Source organism: Paracholeplasma morum (assembly GCF_016907055.1).
Taxonomy (GTDB): domain Bacteria; phylum Bacillota_I; class Bacilli_A; order Acholeplasmatales; family UBA5453; genus Paracholeplasma; species Paracholeplasma morum.
The window spans coordinates 1-16,840 of sequence record NZ_JAFBBG010000001.1 but is presented as its reverse complement, the minus strand read 5'-3'; the positions used below and the strand labels follow the sequence as shown (position 1 = coordinate 16,840).

At 35.0% G+C, this 16,840-nt stretch carries 18 protein-coding genes; 11 read left to right on the top strand and 7 right to left on the bottom strand.

The genetic code is table 11. The features are described 5' to 3' along the window. Positions 1–135 precede the first annotated feature (135 nt). From JN09_RS00090 to JN09_RS00075, 4 genes are all read left to right on the top strand, one after another. Positions 136–627, top strand: coding sequence for a hypothetical protein (locus tag JN09_RS00090; RefSeq protein WP_204431759.1), 492 nt, complete (start codon positions 136–138; stop codon positions 625–627). Between the two features lie 99 nt (positions 628–726). Further along, positions 727–1,182, top strand: a complete 456-nt coding sequence (locus JN09_RS00085; protein WP_204431758.1) for an NUDIX hydrolase — start codon at positions 727–729, stop codon at positions 1,180–1,182. A 40-nt stretch (positions 1,183–1,222) separates the two neighbouring features. Then, positions 1,223–3,523 (top strand): ATP-dependent DNA helicase, encoded by a 2,301-nt coding sequence (locus JN09_RS00080; protein WP_204431757.1) that lies wholly within the window; start codon positions 1,223–1,225, stop codon positions 3,521–3,523. 31 nt (positions 3,524–3,554) lie between these two features. Further along, on the top strand, positions 3,555–4,385 hold the full coding sequence (locus JN09_RS00075) for an aldo/keto reductase (protein ID WP_204431756.1): 831 nt from the start codon (positions 3,555–3,557) through the stop codon (positions 4,383–4,385). Positions 4,386–4,398: 13 nt separating this feature from the next. Here the strand turns inward: JN09_RS00075 and JN09_RS00070 are convergent, their stop codons facing one another. Further along, complete coding sequence (locus JN09_RS00070; protein WP_204431755.1) at positions 4,399–5,433, bottom strand: threonine aldolase family protein; 1,035 nt, start codon at positions 5,431–5,433, stop codon at positions 4,399–4,401. 250 nt (positions 5,434–5,683) lie between these two features. On the opposite strand from JN09_RS00070, the gene JN09_RS00065 reads away from it, so the two are divergent. Together JN09_RS00065 and JN09_RS00060 are read left to right on the top strand one after the other, a co-directional pair. Beyond that, positions 5,684–7,486: an MAG1210 family protein gene (locus JN09_RS00065; protein WP_204431754.1), complete on the top strand. Its 1,803-nt coding sequence runs from the start codon at positions 5,684–5,686 to the stop codon at positions 7,484–7,486. 35 nt (positions 7,487–7,521) lie between these two features. Beyond that, the gene (locus JN09_RS00060; protein WP_204431753.1) at positions 7,522–8,187 is read left to right on the top strand and encodes a LemA family protein; all 666 of its coding nucleotides are present in this window, start codon (positions 7,522–7,524) and stop codon (positions 8,185–8,187) included. Between the two features lie 359 nt (positions 8,188–8,546). On the opposite strand, the gene rsmH is transcribed toward JN09_RS00060, so the two are convergent. Together rsmH and JN09_RS00050 are read right to left on the bottom strand one after the other, a co-directional pair. Further along, entirely contained in the window at positions 8,547–9,578 is a 1,032-nt protein-coding gene (rsmH, locus tag JN09_RS00055; protein WP_204431752.1) for a 16S rRNA (cytosine(1402)-N(4))-methyltransferase RsmH, read from the bottom strand. 70 nt (positions 9,579–9,648) lie between these two features. Next, positions 9,649–10,263 (bottom strand): helix-turn-helix domain-containing protein, encoded by a 615-nt coding sequence (locus JN09_RS00050; protein ID WP_204431751.1) that lies wholly within the window; start codon positions 10,261–10,263, stop codon positions 9,649–9,651. 202 nt (positions 10,264–10,465) lie between these two features. Between JN09_RS00050 and JN09_RS00045 the strand changes: the two genes are divergently transcribed. The 5 genes from JN09_RS00045 to JN09_RS00025 are packed head-to-tail and all read left to right on the top strand — an operon-like array spanning position 10,466 to position 14,145. After that, positions 10,466–11,278 carry an RnfABCDGE type electron transport complex subunit D gene (locus JN09_RS00045; protein ID WP_204431750.1) on the top strand — a complete coding sequence of 271 codons (813 nt, stop codon included), beginning with the start codon at positions 10,466–10,468 and terminating at the stop codon, positions 11,276–11,278. Beyond that, a complete protein-coding gene (locus tag JN09_RS00040) occupies positions 11,275–11,859 on the top strand; it encodes an FMN-binding protein (RefSeq protein WP_204431749.1) in 585 nt (194 codons plus the stop codon). Before JN09_RS00045 ends, JN09_RS00040 begins: the two co-directional genes overlap by 4 nt. Next, on the top strand, positions 11,856–12,476 hold the full coding sequence (gene rsxE / locus JN09_RS00035) for an electron transport complex subunit RsxE (protein ID WP_204431748.1): 621 nt from the start codon (positions 11,856–11,858) through the stop codon (positions 12,474–12,476). Before JN09_RS00040 ends, rsxE begins: the two co-directional genes overlap by 4 nt. An 8-nt stretch (positions 12,477–12,484) precedes the next feature. After that, positions 12,485–13,066: an Rnf-Nqr domain containing protein gene (locus tag JN09_RS00030; protein ID WP_204431747.1), complete on the top strand. Its 582-nt coding sequence runs from the start codon at positions 12,485–12,487 to the stop codon at positions 13,064–13,066. Between the two features lie 11 nt (positions 13,067–13,077). Further along, a complete protein-coding gene (locus tag JN09_RS00025; RefSeq protein ID WP_204431746.1) occupies positions 13,078–14,145 on the top strand; it encodes an NADH:ubiquinone reductase (Na(+)-transporting) subunit F in 1,068 nt (355 codons plus the stop codon). Positions 14,146–14,223: 78 nt separating this feature from the next. On the opposite strand, the gene JN09_RS00020 is transcribed toward JN09_RS00025, so the two are convergent. The 4 genes from JN09_RS00020 to JN09_RS00005 all read right to left on the bottom strand — a co-directional run bounded on the left by JN09_RS00020 (position 14,224) and on the right by JN09_RS00005 (position 16,619). Next, complete coding sequence (locus JN09_RS00020) at positions 14,224–14,907, bottom strand: hypothetical protein (RefSeq protein WP_204431745.1); 684 nt, start codon at positions 14,905–14,907, stop codon at positions 14,224–14,226. Positions 14,908–15,000: 93 nt separating this feature from the next. Next, positions 15,001–15,507: an AAA family ATPase gene (locus JN09_RS00015; RefSeq protein WP_204431744.1), complete on the bottom strand. Its 507-nt coding sequence runs from the start codon at positions 15,505–15,507 to the stop codon at positions 15,001–15,003. Positions 15,508–15,658: 151 nt separating this feature from the next. Then, the gene (locus JN09_RS00010; RefSeq protein ID WP_204431743.1) at positions 15,659–16,015 is read right to left on the bottom strand and encodes an ASCH domain-containing protein; all 357 of its coding nucleotides are present in this window, start codon (positions 16,013–16,015) and stop codon (positions 15,659–15,661) included. 67 nt (positions 16,016–16,082) lie between these two features. Then, the gene (locus tag JN09_RS00005) at positions 16,083–16,619 is read right to left on the bottom strand and encodes a GNAT family N-acetyltransferase (protein ID WP_204431742.1); all 537 of its coding nucleotides are present in this window, start codon (positions 16,617–16,619) and stop codon (positions 16,083–16,085) included. Between the last annotated feature and the right edge of the window lie 221 nt (positions 16,620–16,840).

Sequence of the window (16,840 nt, the reverse complement as noted above, 5' to 3'; positions counted from 1 at the left end):
ATCAATGTCATACATGAAAAAAAAGATGGTTTTGCCTCAGCAGATATATTCGGTGTTGAGTAGTTCACGGTATTAAGAAGAAAAGGTATTATCTCGATTTTCCCTGAATGCCAAATCTCAATGAGTGGGGTCTTTATGAACCACAGTTTCTCTTTAGCTAAACTCTTAAAAAAAGCCAATGTGGATGTTTATTTTATTAAGCATCATAACGCCTATATGGTTAACCCACCTTGGACAAAGAGATCTTTCAAAGGACGCATAAATACGACGATAGAATGTCTTAAGAAAGAAGAACTAAAAGTGATGAGTCTAGATGTAATCTATCAAACTGTGATTGAATATCTCTATTATGACCCATACCTCTATAATGAAACGGCAAAACTCAAATATAAGATGAATGACATAAAAGGCTTAGAACATATCGTGTATACTTGTCCTAGTCGTAAGAATGAAACCATTACATCCAGTTATGACAAACTCATATGCACTATTTGTAATCAAAATATGCATTTTGGTTCATGCGGGAAACTCGATAACAAAGGCATTAAACACTATTTAGATATCTCTAAAGAACTCATAAAACGCGAACACCAAAAAGACCCAAGCTATACATTGTCAGCCCTGTAGATTTATACATGTACAAAGACAAAATCATGAAAATTGTTGGCTCTGGTACGATTAGTCTCAATCAAGACAGATACTTATACGAATTAGGAGGTCACAAACATGCCTGAAACTACTCTATGTTATATAAAAAAAGGCGATTATTACTTGATGATGCACCGAATCTTAAAACCCAATGACTATAACCATAATAAGTGGATAGGGGTTGGCGGGAAAATCGAAAACGAAACGGTAAAAGAATGTCTATACCGCGAGGTATTAGAAGAAACAGGGTTAGTACTTAGAAATGAAACCTTCTTCGGACATGTTTTCTTCCATGATGATAATTATTATGAACACATGTATTTGTATGTATCAGAGGATTATGAAGGTACAGTAATCGAATCTTCTGAAGGGGTTTTGGATTATATCCATAAAGATGACATCCTAAATTTAGAACTATGGGAAGGCGATATCCTGTTTCTCAAAAAGATTCTTGCCAATGAACCCTTTACTAGACTCGATTTATTCTATGAAAAAGGCCACTTAATTAGATCAGAATTCAAAGACACTTTGTAGGTGTCTTTTTTTGCGTTATAATGGTACTGAAGGTGATCTCATGATTAAAGTCAGTGTGACAGAAATGGTGAACTATGTCTATATGCATGGTGACCTGTCCAGTCAAACATTTCAAAATAATCGCCAACTAGAAGGCATTAAAGCCCATCAACTCATTCAAAAAAATTATGGTTCGGATAAACAAAAAGAAGTGGTAATCACCTTTCTAGATACCTTTAAAGGCAATCCTTTTTTAATTGAAGGACGAATGGATGGATTAATGAGTTTGACCTCTATTGAGGAAATCAAGTCGACCATGTCTCTTGATTTCCTTTTTGAACCTGAAATAACGCATTTAGCTCAATTAAAACTATATGCCTATATGTACATAATTAATGAAAACCTCGATTCTATTGATGGCGTACTGACTTATATTTCCATTGTAGATTACAAAACAAAAGCTTTTTATTATACATTTACCAAAGAAGACTTAAAAAAGTTTTACGATCATACAAAAGAAGTATTTTTAGGGTGGCTATTAATGATTGAAGAGAAAGAGACGTTATTTTTCAACAGCTTGGCTTGCATTACCTTTCCTTTTCCAAATTATCGTAAAGGTCAAAGGGCCTTTATGAAGGGGGTATTTCATACCGTTAACCAGAAAGATTTACTTTATGCCGTAGCACCTACAGGCATTGGTAAAACATTGGCAAGCCTTTTTTCTACCCTTAAAACCCTTAAAGACCCTAATGAAAAAATCTTCTACTTAACGGCAAAGACCGAAGCCAAACAAGTGGCATATGAAGCAACTAAACTTTTGGAGGCTAATGGATTAAAGGCAAAAACCCTTATTCTAACCTCTAAAGACGCGATTTGTTTTTTACCTGTTAGAAACTGTGATCCCGTGGCATGTCCTTTCTCAAAAGGATTCTTTGACAGGTTAACAGATGCGTTAAAAGACATTTATGAACATGAAAGCATCTTTGATAGAGAGACAATTGAATCCTATGCCAAAAAACATATGGTTTGTCCATTTGAGTTCTCACTAGAGGTTTCAAATATCTCTAATATCATTATTTGTGACTACAATTATGCCTTTGACCCAAGGGCTAGACTCATTAGGTATTTTGAAGACGATAAGTACAATCCAATCTTATTGATTGATGAAGCTCATAATTTAGTATCTCGTTCAAAAGAAATGTATTCAGCCTCTCTTAATAAATCAGACCTGATTAACCTTAGAAAATATACCAGAAAGATTAAACCTTCTGTAACAAACTCTGTTAACAAGCTGATTAATCATTTCGAAAATTATGAAGCAATAGGCTTTTCTGAATATGATAAACCAAGTAAGGATTTAACAGATTTAATTAGTAATCTTTTGCGTAAAATGCAAAAATCGATGGATTCTATCTCCAAAGATAGTAGAAAATCCTTAATCATGGATGAATATTTTAAACTCTTACAGTTTGAAAAAATCTATGAACTTTACGGAGTTAACTACAAAACGAATGTTGTGACTTCGGATACCGATACCACCATTACGTTGAGGTGCCTGGATGCCAGTAAGTTCTTAAAAGAAACTTTTAAAGATAAAGCTCATGGCTCTGTCTTATTTTCTGCCACCTTAATGCCACTAGAATACTATAAAACTTTACTATCTAATGACCTTGGTGAACACATTATGATCGAGAATCCTTTTGATAAAGAAAGGCTCAAAGTCATTAATTATCCGATTGATACCAGATATCAAAACAGAATTTATACGGTAAAAGAAATACTAAAGATGGTGGATACCTTAACAGCCTCTAAAAAAGGCAACTACATTTGTTTCTTGCCATCTTATCAATATCTAGACCTTGTCACAAAAGAAATAGAAGCAGATAGAGATTATAAGTATTACATTCAAACAAAATCGGATCAATCTAATAAAGCTGACATCCTTGATGAGTTTACACAAATCAAACCATATTCTCAAGTAGCCTTTTTTGTCTTAGGAGGCATGTTTTCAGAAGGCATTGATTATGTAGGGGATATGCTCAATGGTGTTATCGTTGTTGGAGTAGGATTGCCAGCATTTAACAGTGAGACTGAACAACAAAAAGCCTACTATGAGGAAACCTTTAACAAGGGGTTTGATTATGCCTATACTTATCCTGGGCTGAATAAAGTCATTCAAGCTGTAGGAAGGGTCATTCGTAGAGATTCAGACTATGGGGTTGCGATTCTGATGGATGATCGTTACCAAAGTTATCGATATACGAAACTCATTCCTAAACATTGGAAACCGATAGAGACGCATTATGATTTTTTGAGAGTTAAAGAATCTTTAGATGGTTTCTGGAAAAAAATCGAATCTTAAGGGTGGTATAATGAATTTGGAGGGTATATACATGAAAGCAATCAATCAATACTTTGTTTTAAACAATGGCGTAAAAATACCTAAAATCGGGCTTGGAACTTGGCAAGTCAAAGACGGCGATGAAGCCTATCATTCGGTGTTAATGGCACTCGAAAACGGTTATAGACACATCGATACCGCAGAAGGCTATCAAAACGAAGCCTCAGTTGGCAGAGCCATCAGAGACTCTAAAATCAAACGAGAAGAGATATTTGTGACCTCTAAATTAGAATCACACATCAAGACTTATGAAGGTGCCATCGAAGCCTTTAGTAAGACTTTAGAGGCTTTAGGTTTTGATTACCTAGACTTATTCTTAATCCATGCCCCATGGCCATGGAGTGAGATGGGAAAAGATTGTAAAGAAGGTAACGTCTTAGCTTATAAAGCAATGGAAGACTTATACAAACAAAAAAAGATTCGCGCAATCGGAATCTCTAATTTCAATAAAGAAGACATAGACAATATATTAACCCACTGTGAAATTACGCCTCAAGTGAATCAAATAGCCTACTTCATTGGGATGGATCAAAAAGAAACCATCGAACACTGTCGTAAACATAACATCACAGTAGAAGCGTACTCACCACTGGGAATTGGGTATTTGTTAACAAATGAAACCATTATTGAAATGGCTAAAAAATACAATGTATCCCCAGCACAAATCTGCATTCGTTTTTGTTTAGAAAAAGACACAGCACCACTACCAAAATCGACACACTTAGATCGTATCATCATGAATAAAGAAGTCGACTTTACAATTAAACCAGAAGATATGGCTGTTTTGGATACCATTAAAGGCGATCCAAGACGCTGGGACTAAAAAAGAGGATTGGCTAAGCCAGTCCTTCTTTATTCATAAGTAGACTTATGTCTCTTATTAATGAATCAATATCCGCTTTAGTCGTTTGATAGGTTGTGACTAAACGGATGGTGCTTTTCTTATCACCCATAGTCCATACTTCAAACAAATATTTGTTCTCTAAAGCTTTAATCCACTCATTTGGTAGGGTCGCAAACTGTTGATTCGTCGGTGTGCTATGAAGTTCTAGCCCTAAGCTATGAAGTCCCTCTATCAAATATCTAGAAGACTCATTAGCACTTATTGCAATCTCATTAAATAAGTTATCCTCAAACAGGGCATCAAACTGTAATGCGGTTAAGAAGCCTTTGGCAAGCAATCCACCATTTTGTTTGATGGAGTATCTAAAGAAAGGTTTCAGTGTGTTGTTTTTAATGATGAGTGCTTCACCAAACAAAGCACCATTCTTAGTCCCACCTATGTAAAATAAATCGGTATATTTGGATATCTCATCTAAGGTAAGGTCATTTGTTTTCGCATTTAAGGCAACGCCTAATCTTGCTCCATCTAAATAAAGCCACAAATCTAAGGATTTTGAAGTATCATACAACAACATGAGTTCTTGTTTAGAATAGATTAATCCGGTCTCTGTAGAGTTAGAAATATAGACTAATTTAGGTTTAACCATGTGTTCATCTACATGGGATTGATAGACACTCTGAATCATTTCTGGAGTGAGTTTCCCATCCTTGGTTGCGACACTGATAATCTTATGTCCTGTGTGTTCAATCGCACCGGTCTCATGGACAAAGATATGCCCAGTCTCTGCAGATATAACTGCCTCATAAGGTTTTAGTATATGGGAGATCACCGTTTTATTCGTGATTGTTCCTCCAGTTAAAAAGTGTATATCTATATCGTTAGTAAACATGCTTTTCATGTGTGAAACAACTTTAATGGTTTCTTGATCTAGACCATATCCAGTGTAGGATTTACTTTGATGGGTTACAAATTTTTTAAGGATGTTTGGATGCGCGATATCGCTGTAGTCATTTTTGAAATTAATCATGTTTTATCACCTATTTGTATTATATCATAGGACAAAAACCCTCAATTAAGGGTTTTTGTTCATAGTTGAACCTTACTCAAAAAAATAGGACAAATTTATGTAAATTATTACGATTAAACCTTGACATTACGCGATTATGTAGTAAACTTAAATTAGAGTTAAAAAAATCATATCTTTGAACAATTTTAAAGGACACATTCAATTAAACTCACCCTTGTCTTTTTATCGTGAAGGGTAGAAAGGTGTATAGATGTCAGATTCCATTTTTGAAACCAATCCCTATATCGATGAACCATTAAGAGAGTATAAACAAATCTATAAAGATAAACACCACCAAAATGTTACGGAGTTTATCGATGATTTAGTCAAAAAATCTAATGTAGACGTTGAAGCAAATAGATCAACTATTAAAACCATTCGAAAAGAAGAACAAAAACGCGATACCATCGTTAAGGCGATTCGAAAGAAATCGACTTTACGTGGACTATTGATTTTCTTGATTATTGTTTTAGCGATAGCACTTATCATTTCGATTAATCAGTTTACATTATCTGAAGAGATGACCATGATTTTCGTGATGGTAGGATCAGTTATATTTATTGGGTTATTTTTATTCCTAATCATTAAGAAGTTAAACCCACAGATTAAAACAATGAAAAAAGATAAGCAGAAGCTCGATGAAGTGATTAACACATTGATGCAAGAAGCTTTCCAACAAATGTTACCACTTAATCAGTTATTTTATGAAGGCATGAGTAGAGAACTCTTTCAAAAGACCATTCCACTCATTAAGCTCGATAGAATGTTTGATTCAAAGAGATTTGACTATTTGGTTAACCGTTTCGGTTTGAGCGGTGTGCCGGATTTAGATCGTTCGACTCTGTTTGTTCAATCAGGCGAAATCAATGGCAATCCATTTTTCATTTGTGACGATTTAGTTCACCGTTTAGGGGTGAAACAATACTCAGGCTCGAAAACGATTCACTGGACGACTAGCACAACCGTGAATGGTAAAAGAGTGACACAACATCATACACAAGTATTAACTGCAACCGTTGAAAAACCATTTCCGATGTATGCAGAACAACCTTATTTAATTTATGGGAATGATGCAGCCCCAGATTTGATTTTCTCAAGAGAAGATTCAGATGCTGAAAATCTCTCTGAAAAACAAATCGATAAAGTGGTTAATAAAGAGATTAAGCGCTTAGAGAAAAAATCTCAAAAGAGTATTACAAAAGGTGAAAACTACACCGTAATGGGAAACTCTGAGTTTGAAGTTTTATTCGGTGCGACAAACCGTAATAACGAAGTACAGTTTAGATTATTATTTACCCCACTCGCTCAAAAACAATTACTCGAACTTATGAAGGAAAAAGAAATTGGATTTGGTGACGACTTTGATTTTGTAAAACATAAAAAGATCAATATTGTCTATCCAGAACATCTAAAGGAAATAAAACTAGACATAGCTCCAAGTTACTTTCATGGGTATGACATTGACGATATCATCAAACGTTTTACAGAATACAATGTTGAATACTTCAGACATGTGTATTTCACATTCGCCCCAATACTAGCGATTCCGCTATACCAACACACATTACCACACGAATATATTTATAAAGGGTTATACGACTCCTATGTATCATTTTATGAACATGAGAAAGTGGTTAACCGTATGAATGAATCTAACTTTAAACACCCATTATGTGTTACAAGAAACATCTTGAAAACAAGGGTAGTTAAAAGTAATGATGAAAAAGACCACGTGGTAGTTACTGCTTATGGCTACCGTTCAGAACCTAGAGTGGATTATGTCAACAAGATGGGTGGAGATGGTAGAATGCATACCATTACAGTTCCATGGACTGAGTATATTCCAGTTTCACAGGATTCTAAAGTTGAGATCAATGTCTTAACAGAAGAAAAAGAACCAACGCACCAAGAAAAGTTTAGAAAACTATTTGAAGATCTTAAAGATTCCAATGTTGACAAAGACAAGATCTTAAAGATGGGTACGTTTATTGCAACAGTTATCAACAAAGACTAATGTCTGATAAAATATAATACATGGAGGATATGTAAATGGCAAACGAATTAGATGAAATGAATGGTCCAGTTAACGAAGCCGGACGAGATGTAAATGTAATTGAAAAGCAAATTCCTGTTAAGACAGGTGTTGGTTCAATTATATTTGAAGTTGTATTGTGGATTTTATTCATTATTCCAGGGCTTGTCTTCTTATTCATGAAGATCAATGCACAAAAATATTTAAGACAACTTCAACAAAGAATTCAACATAACGCATCACAAATTGACAACTATCTTGAACAAAGAGTTCAAATTCTTCAAAACGTGGTTGGTATTGTTGAAAAATCCGTAGATTTAGACAAAGATGTCATGAAATCTGTGGCAGCGTTTAGAGGTGGCGTACATCCAGATGAAGCAAACAGAAATGAAGTTGCTGGTCAATTAGATGCCGCTATGAGAAGTATTAATGTAGCTTTCGAAGCTTACCCAGACTTAAAAGCACACCGTGCACTTGCAGATGCTATGCAACAAAATAGTTATCTACAAAAAGAAATTACGGCTGCTAGAGAAGTTTATAACGACACAGTTTTAAGATGGAACTCTGATATTTTCGCATGGCCAACTAAGATGATTGTTGCTGCCAAAGCAGGATACACTACTAGAATTCCTTTCACTGCAAGTAAAGAAGTTAAAGAACAAGCTAGATCAAAATTTTTCTAAGATAATACTAAAAAAAGTAAACGTCTAAGGGGCAACCCATAGACGTTTTTTCTATCCCAACAGCACCTAAGGATGAGCGCCGATAAATTATATAAAAAAATTATAAATTTCAAAATATTTTTGTGGAAAATTGAAAAAAATAGGCGTATGATATGTATGGAGAAATCCCACTATAAGGAGCATATATATGCAAGTTCAAGGCAAAGATTCTAGAGGAACACACCTAAAGAAAAACAAAGTCAGAAACGCTAGAAAAAAAGGCTTAAAGATTAATTTCATCACAGGCAAATAAGGGCGTTTAACCAAAGAGGCAAATTGCCTCTTTTTTTTCGCCAAAAAAAGAAGACATTCTTGTCTTCTTAAGCTTTTATAGCACATCTTAATTTAGCTGATCTTGACCTAGGATTCAAAAATACTTCGTCTTGAGTCGGTAACATCGGTCCAGAGGTTTCTTGATAAATTCCAAGTTTTTCATAATGTTTAAATGCTTTCTTTACCAAACGGTCTTCCCCAGAATGGAAAGTAAGTACCGCTACCCTACCGTTTTTATTTAAAAGAGGTGGGATTTTCTCCAGAAGTTCAAACAAAACCTCATATTCAGCATTAACATCTATTCTTAGTGCCTGAAATGTTCTCGTTGAGGACTTCTTTACTGCCTCGTCGAATAATGCTTTAGGCAGGAATTTTAAAGCTTCTTTGACAACCTCGTGTAAATCTTTTGTTGTTTCAATAGCATGACCTTTACGATAAGATTCGATAATCGCTTTTGAAATCTCTTTTGCATAAGGTTCATCAGCATTTTCAATTAGCATACCTTCGATTTCTTCTAAAGTCATGTTGATTAAACGGTCTTTTGCACTAATGCCAGTAGTTGGGTCCATTCTTAGGTCAAGTGGACCTTCAAACTTATAAGTAAAGCCTCTTTTAGGATCATCGATTTGCATAGAAGACAAGCCTAAATCAGCCAAAATGAAATCAAAGGTTTCTCCGATTTGATCAATGTCTTTAAAGTTAAGTTGGTGTAGACTAAAGTCTTTCTCAGTGAATCCAGCATCTAATAACCTATCCAATGTTTTTGGTAATTCAATAGGATCTTGGTCGACGCCATGAATATGCCCAGTGTGATTGAGCTTAGTTAGCATTGCTTTAGTATGACCCCCAAATCCGAGGGTAACATCTAGACCAATTTCGTTAGGTTTAATATCCAGGAAATCCAATATTTCATCGACCATTATCGATCTGTGCATTCCTGCAGGGGTATTGCCTTTATTCATGACATGGGTAATGAGTTCTTGGTATTTCTCAGGTTGTTGTTCTTTGTATTTTTCTTCAAAGCGTTTTGGGTACTTACCACTATACCTAACACGTCTTTTTGGTTTTTCAGCGTTCATTTTATCACATCCAAAACTATCATACCAAAAAGAACCTAGTTTAACAAATTATGAAAGCATTCAGCATCATTTAAGGTATTTTTTTTACAAGTGCGCTATTTTCTACCTTTATTCGATATAAACCATCCTTATTACAATAAAAGTAGATGTGTTTTAAACCCCTTTGCTTTAGTCTTGCTTCACTGGGGCCTTCTGGATATAACTTAACGAGTTCAACTCTATCAAAAGATACCCCTGCAATAAATGATAAATAGTGTATCTTTGTCATTGGATGATCAATTCTAATATACATATCATCCTCAACAATGCTCATAAAGTCGTTTGACTTAACTTGATAATCTTCAGCCTCTAGAGCGGGTAGTGTAATACCATGACAACTAAGTGCTATTTGACCAATAGAATGAGTGACATTTCCACATATTGGGCAAACATAGAAATGCGTTTTTAACATGTTTGATGCTAAGTTAGTATTATCGACTGGATTACCCATTAATAGCTCTGTAATTGAGACATTTAAAGCTTTCGATAGTCCTTCTAACAACGTGATATCAGGGTATCCTTTGCCTGTCTCCCATTTAGAGACAGTCTTATCACTTATGGATAACTTTATAGCCAGTTCTAATTGTGTTAATCCACACTTTTCTCTTAATTGTCTTATAACCTGTCCGGTTATGTATTGATCCATACAATCACCTCTTCAATCTCATTATAATTCAATTTTACTAGCAATAATACCTACTCAAAGTAGATATTAAGTGTTTGGTAATGAAACCAGGGTGTGCGAATCACAAAAATGACAAAACTAAATGATTTAACGTTCAAAGTAATTTGCTTGTATATGAAAACACTTTCATGATAGAATTAAAAAAAATACAGGAGGTTTAAATATGGGTATCAATCAAAAAAACCGGTTAATGATTATTGGCGCATTAACCGTCCTTTTAGGCGTCTCAATTTATGAGAATGGTTTAAATGTATTATGGATTGCTTTAGTAGCAATCATTTCTTCACTGGTTGTTGAACTCTTGGCAACGCATCTTCGAAAAGAGACTTACGATTTTACGGCGTATTTTATTACCCCTCTGGTAATCGCGTTGATTGTGCCATACAACATCCTAGATCATGTCTGGATGGTTTCGTTAGGTGTAATGTTTGGACTGTTTTTTGCCAAAGCCCTTTTTGGAGGTCAAGACAAGAACGTGTTTAATGCTGAAGCACTTGGGTTAATATTCATCATTATGTCTTTTCCAACTTACTTACTTAATCAAAAGTCTGGGAATGTCGTAGGGGATTTATTTATTTATACTTCATTAGGGCTTGCTGTTGTGTTAATGGCACTTAAGGCAATATCGGTTTATACAGTTATCAGTTTCCTAGTCACACTCTTTGGATTCTACTTTGTTTCTTCTTTATCAAATGGTGCCAATCCAAACCCTATGGATATCTTATTAACAACGAATATGGTTTTCATTGGTCTATTTATGGGCAGTGAGCATTCAACAGGATCAAAAACGAATATTGGAAAACTCATGTATGGGATCACTCTCGGGTTTTTAATGTGGTTGATTAATACAAAATCTTCAAATAGAGAGTTTGCGGGTATATATGCAGTCATTTTAGTCAATGCTATATCACCACTTATTGATCAGTTTGTTTCAGCCTATATTATCAAACCAACCATTAAGGAAGTGATTGAATGAAAGACTCAATGAAATCGTTTATCTTTATGATAGTATTAGGCGTCTTAACTGCTGGATTAATCACAGGCGTAGATGCACTGACTAAGAATAGAATCTTGCGCAATTCCAATTATGAATGGAAGTCTGCGATGTTAAATCATCACGGAGTCTCTTCTGCAGTTGAGAACCATGCGAGTATTTTTGATGAGAATTTTTTAGTAGAAGTAGAAGCTTCTACACCAAGAGAAGTTGTATACAAACATAAAACAGAGGGGACATATAGTTATTACTTTACAGGCTCTGGTTTATGGGGTGAAATCAATGGCGTTATTACTTTAGAAAGCGATTTAAAGACGATTGTTAAAATCACCGTCTTAAATCAACAAGAAACCCCAGGTCTTGGTGGGTTAGTCTCTACCAGAAAATACCTTAATAATTTTGTAGGTAAGAAGTTTGATCCAAGTTTAGCACTCTCTGATCCGGATTTGTCATTGGATAAAGCCGTTCAAGTCGATCAAATTACAGGGGCTACTGGGACTTCAAGACGGTTCATCCTACTGTTAAATGACAACTATGAAATCAAAATGGGAGGGTTACTATGAACTACTTAAGAATGAAATACACCAAGTGGTTTCAAACTCTAAAAAATGGGGTATCTAGTCAAAATCCAATTTTGATTTCAGTACTAGGGATTTGTAGTGCACTTGCGGTTACGAACCAAGTCGTTAACGCAATTGCCATGGGCTTAGGTGTCACATTCGTAGTAATGGCTTCATCGGCTACCGTATCTTTACTAAGAAACTTCATTCCTTCAAAAGTGAGAATGGTTGCCTATATGGTCATTATATCGACATTCGTTATCCTTGTTCAAATGTTCTTAAAAGGCTTTTTCCCAACCATTGAAAAAAACTTAAGTGCTTATGTCGGGTTAATCATTACTAACTGTATCGTCATGGGAAGAGCTGAGGCTTATGCCGTAAAGAATCCAGTTAAGTATACACTGATTGACGGATTCGCAAACGGTATGGGTTATACGATTGTTTTAGTTGTGGTTGCAGGCATTAGAGAACTATTAGGCTATGGCACATTATTGGGCATGCAAGTCATGCCATCAAGTTGGATTAATTGGGTTGTCTTATCGATGGCACCAGGCGGATTCTTCGTAATCGGATTACTCGCTTGGGGCATGAGAAGTCTAACCAAAAATTATGAGGAGTAGGTGAGTATATGGAACGTTTATGGGATATTTTTATTGCATCAATATTATCACAAAATATCGCACTAATCTTTATATTAGGGATGTGTTCTTTAATCGCGGTTTCGTCATCGATAAAAAACGCACTTAATATGGGGGTTGCGGTTGTTTTAGTAGTCACACTTACAGCCATGATTAACTGGCCGATTTATCAATTATTGTTAAAGACCAATACTACCAATTTAGCCTTATTAGTCTTTATGATTACCATTGCAGCAACCGTTCAGTTACTGGAAATGGTAATCGAGAAATACTTACCAAGAGTGTATAACTCATTTGGTATCTTTTTACCTTTGATTACAGTTAACTGTGTTGTATTAGCCATCTCTTTATTCTTTATGAATAGAGAATACTCATTTTTAGAAACCTCAGTATTCGCGTTTGGAAGTGGCTTAGGATGGATGCTTGCGATAGTGTTATTAGCTGGTATAAGAATTAAGATGAAAGAGATATCAAACATTCCTCGTGGATTAAAAGGAAAAGCAATCTCATTCATTATCCTTGGTATTTTAGCATTAGCGTTCTTTGCCTTTACTGGCATTGGCGCGATATAGGAGGAAATACTATGTGGACATTTATCATATTAGTGGGACTCCTTATTTTAATCACAGCATTTGTCTTAGTATTTGAAAAACTATTAGGCTCATCCGGCGAAAGAACGATTACGATTAATGAAGACACATTGATCCCTGTATTCGGCAATGACACAGCGCTCAATTCATTATCCAAAAATAAAATATACATCCCGTCTGCTTGTGGCGGAAAAGGAAGTTGTGGGACTTGTAAATTTAGATTGATAGATTATCATGAACCGCCAAAACCGACCGAAATTGGGTTATTATCCAAAGAAGAAGTGGAAAATGGAATTAGATTATCCTGCCAAACTAAAGTCTCTACAGACTTAAAAATCATTTTACCTAAAGGGTTACTAACCGCGAAAAGCTTTAAAGGAAAAGTCATCAAATTGGACAAAATGACTTATGACATCAAACTGGTTAGATTTAGACTTGACGAACCTATGTATTTTAAACCTGGACAGTATGGTCAAATTGAAGTGCCTGGATTTGATGAGGTTAGAGCTTATTCGATTGCCTCTGATTCTTCAAACCCTTATGAAATTGAGTTTATCATTAGACAAGTGCCAAATGGATTAGCCTCAACCTTTGTTAACCAAGCCCTAAGGATTGGAGATACTGTAAAACTTACAGGACCATTCGGAGATTTCTACTTACAAGAAGAATCGACAAAACCAATCATCATGATTGCGGGGGGATCTGGTAAAGCACCGATTCGTTCAATCATATACCGTCTTATGGAACAAGGGTTCAAACGTGAGGCTACCTATTTCTTTGGGGCACGAACAGAAGCGGATCTTTACTTAACAGATTATTTCCTTGATGTTTCAAATAGATTTCCAAAATTCTCTTATGTGCCAGCACTCTCTCATGAACTAAAGGATAGTCCGTGGAAAGGTGAAAGAGGCTTAATCACAGAAGTGGTTGCTAAACTAACCGATGATTTAAGTGGACATGAAGCTTATCTTTGCGGGTCTCCTGGCATGATTGATGCGTGTGTAAAAGTGTTAAAATCTAAAGGTATGAAAGAAGAAAATATCTACTTTGATAAATTCTAATAAAAACAGAAAACGGCTTTAATAAGCCGTTTTTTGTTTATGTTTTAGAATAATACTATCTAATAAAGGCAAATAGGTCTAGTTGATGTAATCTTCGTAGATTATATCACTAGGAAAATAGATGATTTTGTCTTCTGAATTACCAAACAAAAGTGAGGTACCACTCTTAATAAGGATGTTTCCAGATTCATCATGATAACAAGTTACCATGATTTCACCTTCCGCAAGTTTATTATAAAAAGCAATCATAATCTCATCCATGTAAGAGATATTACCTTCTAGTGATGAGTCTTTCTTAAAGTAATCCACTGTCAAATCCATAAGTGAAAAGTCGTCATCCTTATCCTTAAAATATGTTTCTACTTCATTCATATCGACAGGAAGCATATAATCTGTTAAGATAAACATTTTTTCTTTGTCTTTGTTACGCTTCATCACATCGTTATATACTAAGAGTTTGTAGGTATCGTCTTGTTTAACGATATCAACGAATAGTAATAAGTTTTCTTTAAGTCTTGGTGCGATGCTTCCTCTATCACCAGCGTTTTCTATGATATAGTCAATACCATCGATGTCTTTAAATTGATTCTCTAGATTCTTATATACGAGAATGCCTTCAATAACGTACTCCAAATTACCATACTTAGATTCAACGATGTCTTTTTTCTCTGATCGTAATCGCACATCAGGCAGCAGTAGTTTACAAGAAGATAATAGAAAAACAAAAACAGTAATAACAAATAATCCAGCTATTCTTTTCATCTCGATTGTGCACTCAGATAGTCATACTTATCTGAGTAACTCCTTTCTCTGTAAGCGTGGATGATTCTATAAGGGTAATCACATCCTAAGTGATCAGTAATTGTTATTTTTAAGATACTTATTTAGAGACCTATGGTTTTTGAAGATCAGTCCATCTTTAGAATGAGTTACTAAAGAGTGATAAAAGGCTCTCTTTTCTTTGGTTCTACCTTTATATAAAATCCATTTGATAAACTCTAAATCCATTTTTTCTTTACAGCCGTTTGCCATATCGATTCTTGTCTTGCCATTAAATTCTCTGTATCGTTTAAATGCATTCCATAGACATACCCATCTGTTATAGTCTAAATAAATAATCCTATCGGCTAAGTCGAAACGTTCTTTAGCTATTTTCCTATAGTTTCCGTCAATTACCCAAGACTCATTAGTCTCTAAGAATGATTTCATTTGATGATTGAATGTCCTTCGGTCTGTTTCAACCCATCCTGGCATAAACTGTAAGGTGTCCATGTGTAATACTGGTATATTGTAGTGTTTGGATAGTATTCTAGCAAGCGTGCTTTTTCCGCTACCGGAGTGTCCAATAATACATATCTTCATACTGACCCCTTATATCATGCTTCTTAAGTAAAAAAGTTGTTGTTTATATGCCGTTATTCTATCATCAATAGATATTTTATACAATCGTTCCTAGTACTATCAAATGCCTGATATATAAAATGGCCTAATACAGATGTATCAGGCTATTATCTTAATAGACTGATTTTAAGCATTTTAGTTCGATTCCTAGAACACCATATAATTGCTGTTCTTTTTCTGTATAATACAAGAGCATATCATCCGGACTTGCAGATGATAACTCATCAGGTTCATACCCGCACTTATCTAGTGGTAATGATTCATATAGCTTTTTGAAGCTGTCAAAATGATATAGATTAATGACCTCAACCAAGAGTGTTTCAGTTTTATTGCTTGTATTAGTAAATAAGATGTAGTCTCCTATATGGATCAGACGTCTTTTTTCATCATTAAGTCTAAGCTCAATGGTTTTCTTACCCATCATAATCATTTGAAAAGGCGACTCATTTAAGTTCATTGAATGTGTCATTTAGTACTCCTTACAGTAGGGATAATTACTTCTTTTATAATGTGTTTTCAACTTTGAAGATGGATACTTATCTAGTTAATGAGTAGTAGTGGTTTCCTTCAGTAATAACACGCTCTTTATAACCAAGTCTTTTTATAGAATCGATTCTATTTTTGGCTAAAGGAATCGCTTTGGTAGAAATCTTAGTAACCTTAAACAAATTAAAGAAGTGTTCGCTTGTAACTCTAAACAGTTCATCTAGATAGGAGAGCTCTTCATACCTTGAGGCGATATCCACTCTTAAGATACCAGCAGTTACATTTGTCTTACCAACAGAGCCAAACATTTCGATTGTTCCTACTGCTTTAAAAGCGGTTTTGTCTATAACGGAAAACCTGATAAAATCACCATTTTCATAGGCCATTAACCAAGCCTTAATACAGGATTTCATATCCTCAAGTTTCGTCATTTTAAAGTCACCGAAACAGCGATCACAATTGAATAATTCTTGAGCTTTTGGATCAGAATAACAGGTGAGTAAATCAACGGCATCGGATTCTTTAACTAGCCTAATAATGAAAGAATCAGTTTCATAAGTAGGACAAAAGATATAAGGGTTTTGCATAAGTGTACCTCCTAGAAAAAACTAGTGATGATGAAATAAATGTCTTTATATTATGTAATATCAATTATTGTTTTTGTTTATACTTATAGTTCAATCCCAGTGATTCGATATTGATGTTGTAAGTGAACTACCCACCACTTAAATAGAAGTGGGGGCTTCCTATCCAAACCGATGTACCCACCAGTGACTCAATAGGCTATCCCCGTAGTCCCTACGGTTCT

Excerpts from the sequence above, each read along its gene's own strand:
- JN09_RS00070 (WP_204431755.1), bottom strand. The coding sequence starts at position 5,433 with ATGATTAATTTCAAAAATGACTACAGCGATATCGCGCATCCAAACATC.
- JN09_RS00005 (WP_204431742.1), bottom strand. The coding sequence starts at position 16,619 with ATGCAAAACCCTTATATCTTTTGTCCTACTTATGAAACTGATTCTTTC.
- JN09_RS00090 (WP_204431759.1), top strand. The coding sequence starts at position 136 with ATGAACCACAGTTTCTCTTTAGCTAAACTCTTAAAAAAAGCCAATGTG.
- rsmH (WP_204431752.1), bottom strand. The coding sequence starts at position 9,578 with ATGAACGCTGAAAAACCAAAAAGACGTGTTAGGTATAGTGGTAAGTAC.
- JN09_RS00025 (WP_204431746.1), top strand. The coding sequence starts at position 13,078 with ATGTGGACATTTATCATATTAGTGGGACTCCTTATTTTAATCACAGCA.
- JN09_RS00085 (WP_204431758.1), top strand. The coding sequence starts at position 727 with ATGCCTGAAACTACTCTATGTTATATAAAAAAAGGCGATTATTACTTG.
- JN09_RS00060 (WP_204431753.1), top strand. The coding sequence starts at position 7,522 with ATGGCAAACGAATTAGATGAAATGAATGGTCCAGTTAACGAAGCCGGA.
- JN09_RS00015 (WP_204431744.1), bottom strand. The coding sequence starts at position 15,507 with ATGAAGATATGTATTATTGGACACTCCGGTAGCGGAAAAAGCACGCTT.
- JN09_RS00050 (WP_204431751.1), bottom strand. The coding sequence starts at position 10,263 with ATGGATCAATACATAACCGGACAGGTTATAAGACAATTAAGAGAAAAG.
- JN09_RS00045 (WP_204431750.1), top strand. The coding sequence starts at position 10,466 with ATGGGTATCAATCAAAAAAACCGGTTAATGATTATTGGCGCATTAACC.
- JN09_RS00080 (WP_204431757.1), top strand. The coding sequence starts at position 1,223 with ATGATTAAAGTCAGTGTGACAGAAATGGTGAACTATGTCTATATGCAT.
- JN09_RS00030 (WP_204431747.1), top strand. The coding sequence starts at position 12,485 with ATGGAACGTTTATGGGATATTTTTATTGCATCAATATTATCACAAAAT.
- JN09_RS00075 (WP_204431756.1), top strand. The coding sequence starts at position 3,555 with ATGAAAGCAATCAATCAATACTTTGTTTTAAACAATGGCGTAAAAATA.
- JN09_RS00020 (WP_204431745.1), bottom strand. The coding sequence starts at position 14,907 with ATGAAAAGAATAGCTGGATTATTTGTTATTACTGTTTTTGTTTTTCTA.
- rsxE (WP_204431748.1), top strand. The coding sequence starts at position 11,856 with ATGAACTACTTAAGAATGAAATACACCAAGTGGTTTCAAACTCTAAAA.
- JN09_RS00065 (WP_204431754.1), top strand. The coding sequence starts at position 5,684 with ATGTCAGATTCCATTTTTGAAACCAATCCCTATATCGATGAACCATTA.
- JN09_RS00010 (WP_204431743.1), bottom strand. The coding sequence starts at position 16,015 with ATGACACATTCAATGAACTTAAATGAGTCGCCTTTTCAAATGATTATG.
- JN09_RS00040 (WP_204431749.1), top strand. The coding sequence starts at position 11,275 with ATGAAAGACTCAATGAAATCGTTTATCTTTATGATAGTATTAGGCGTC.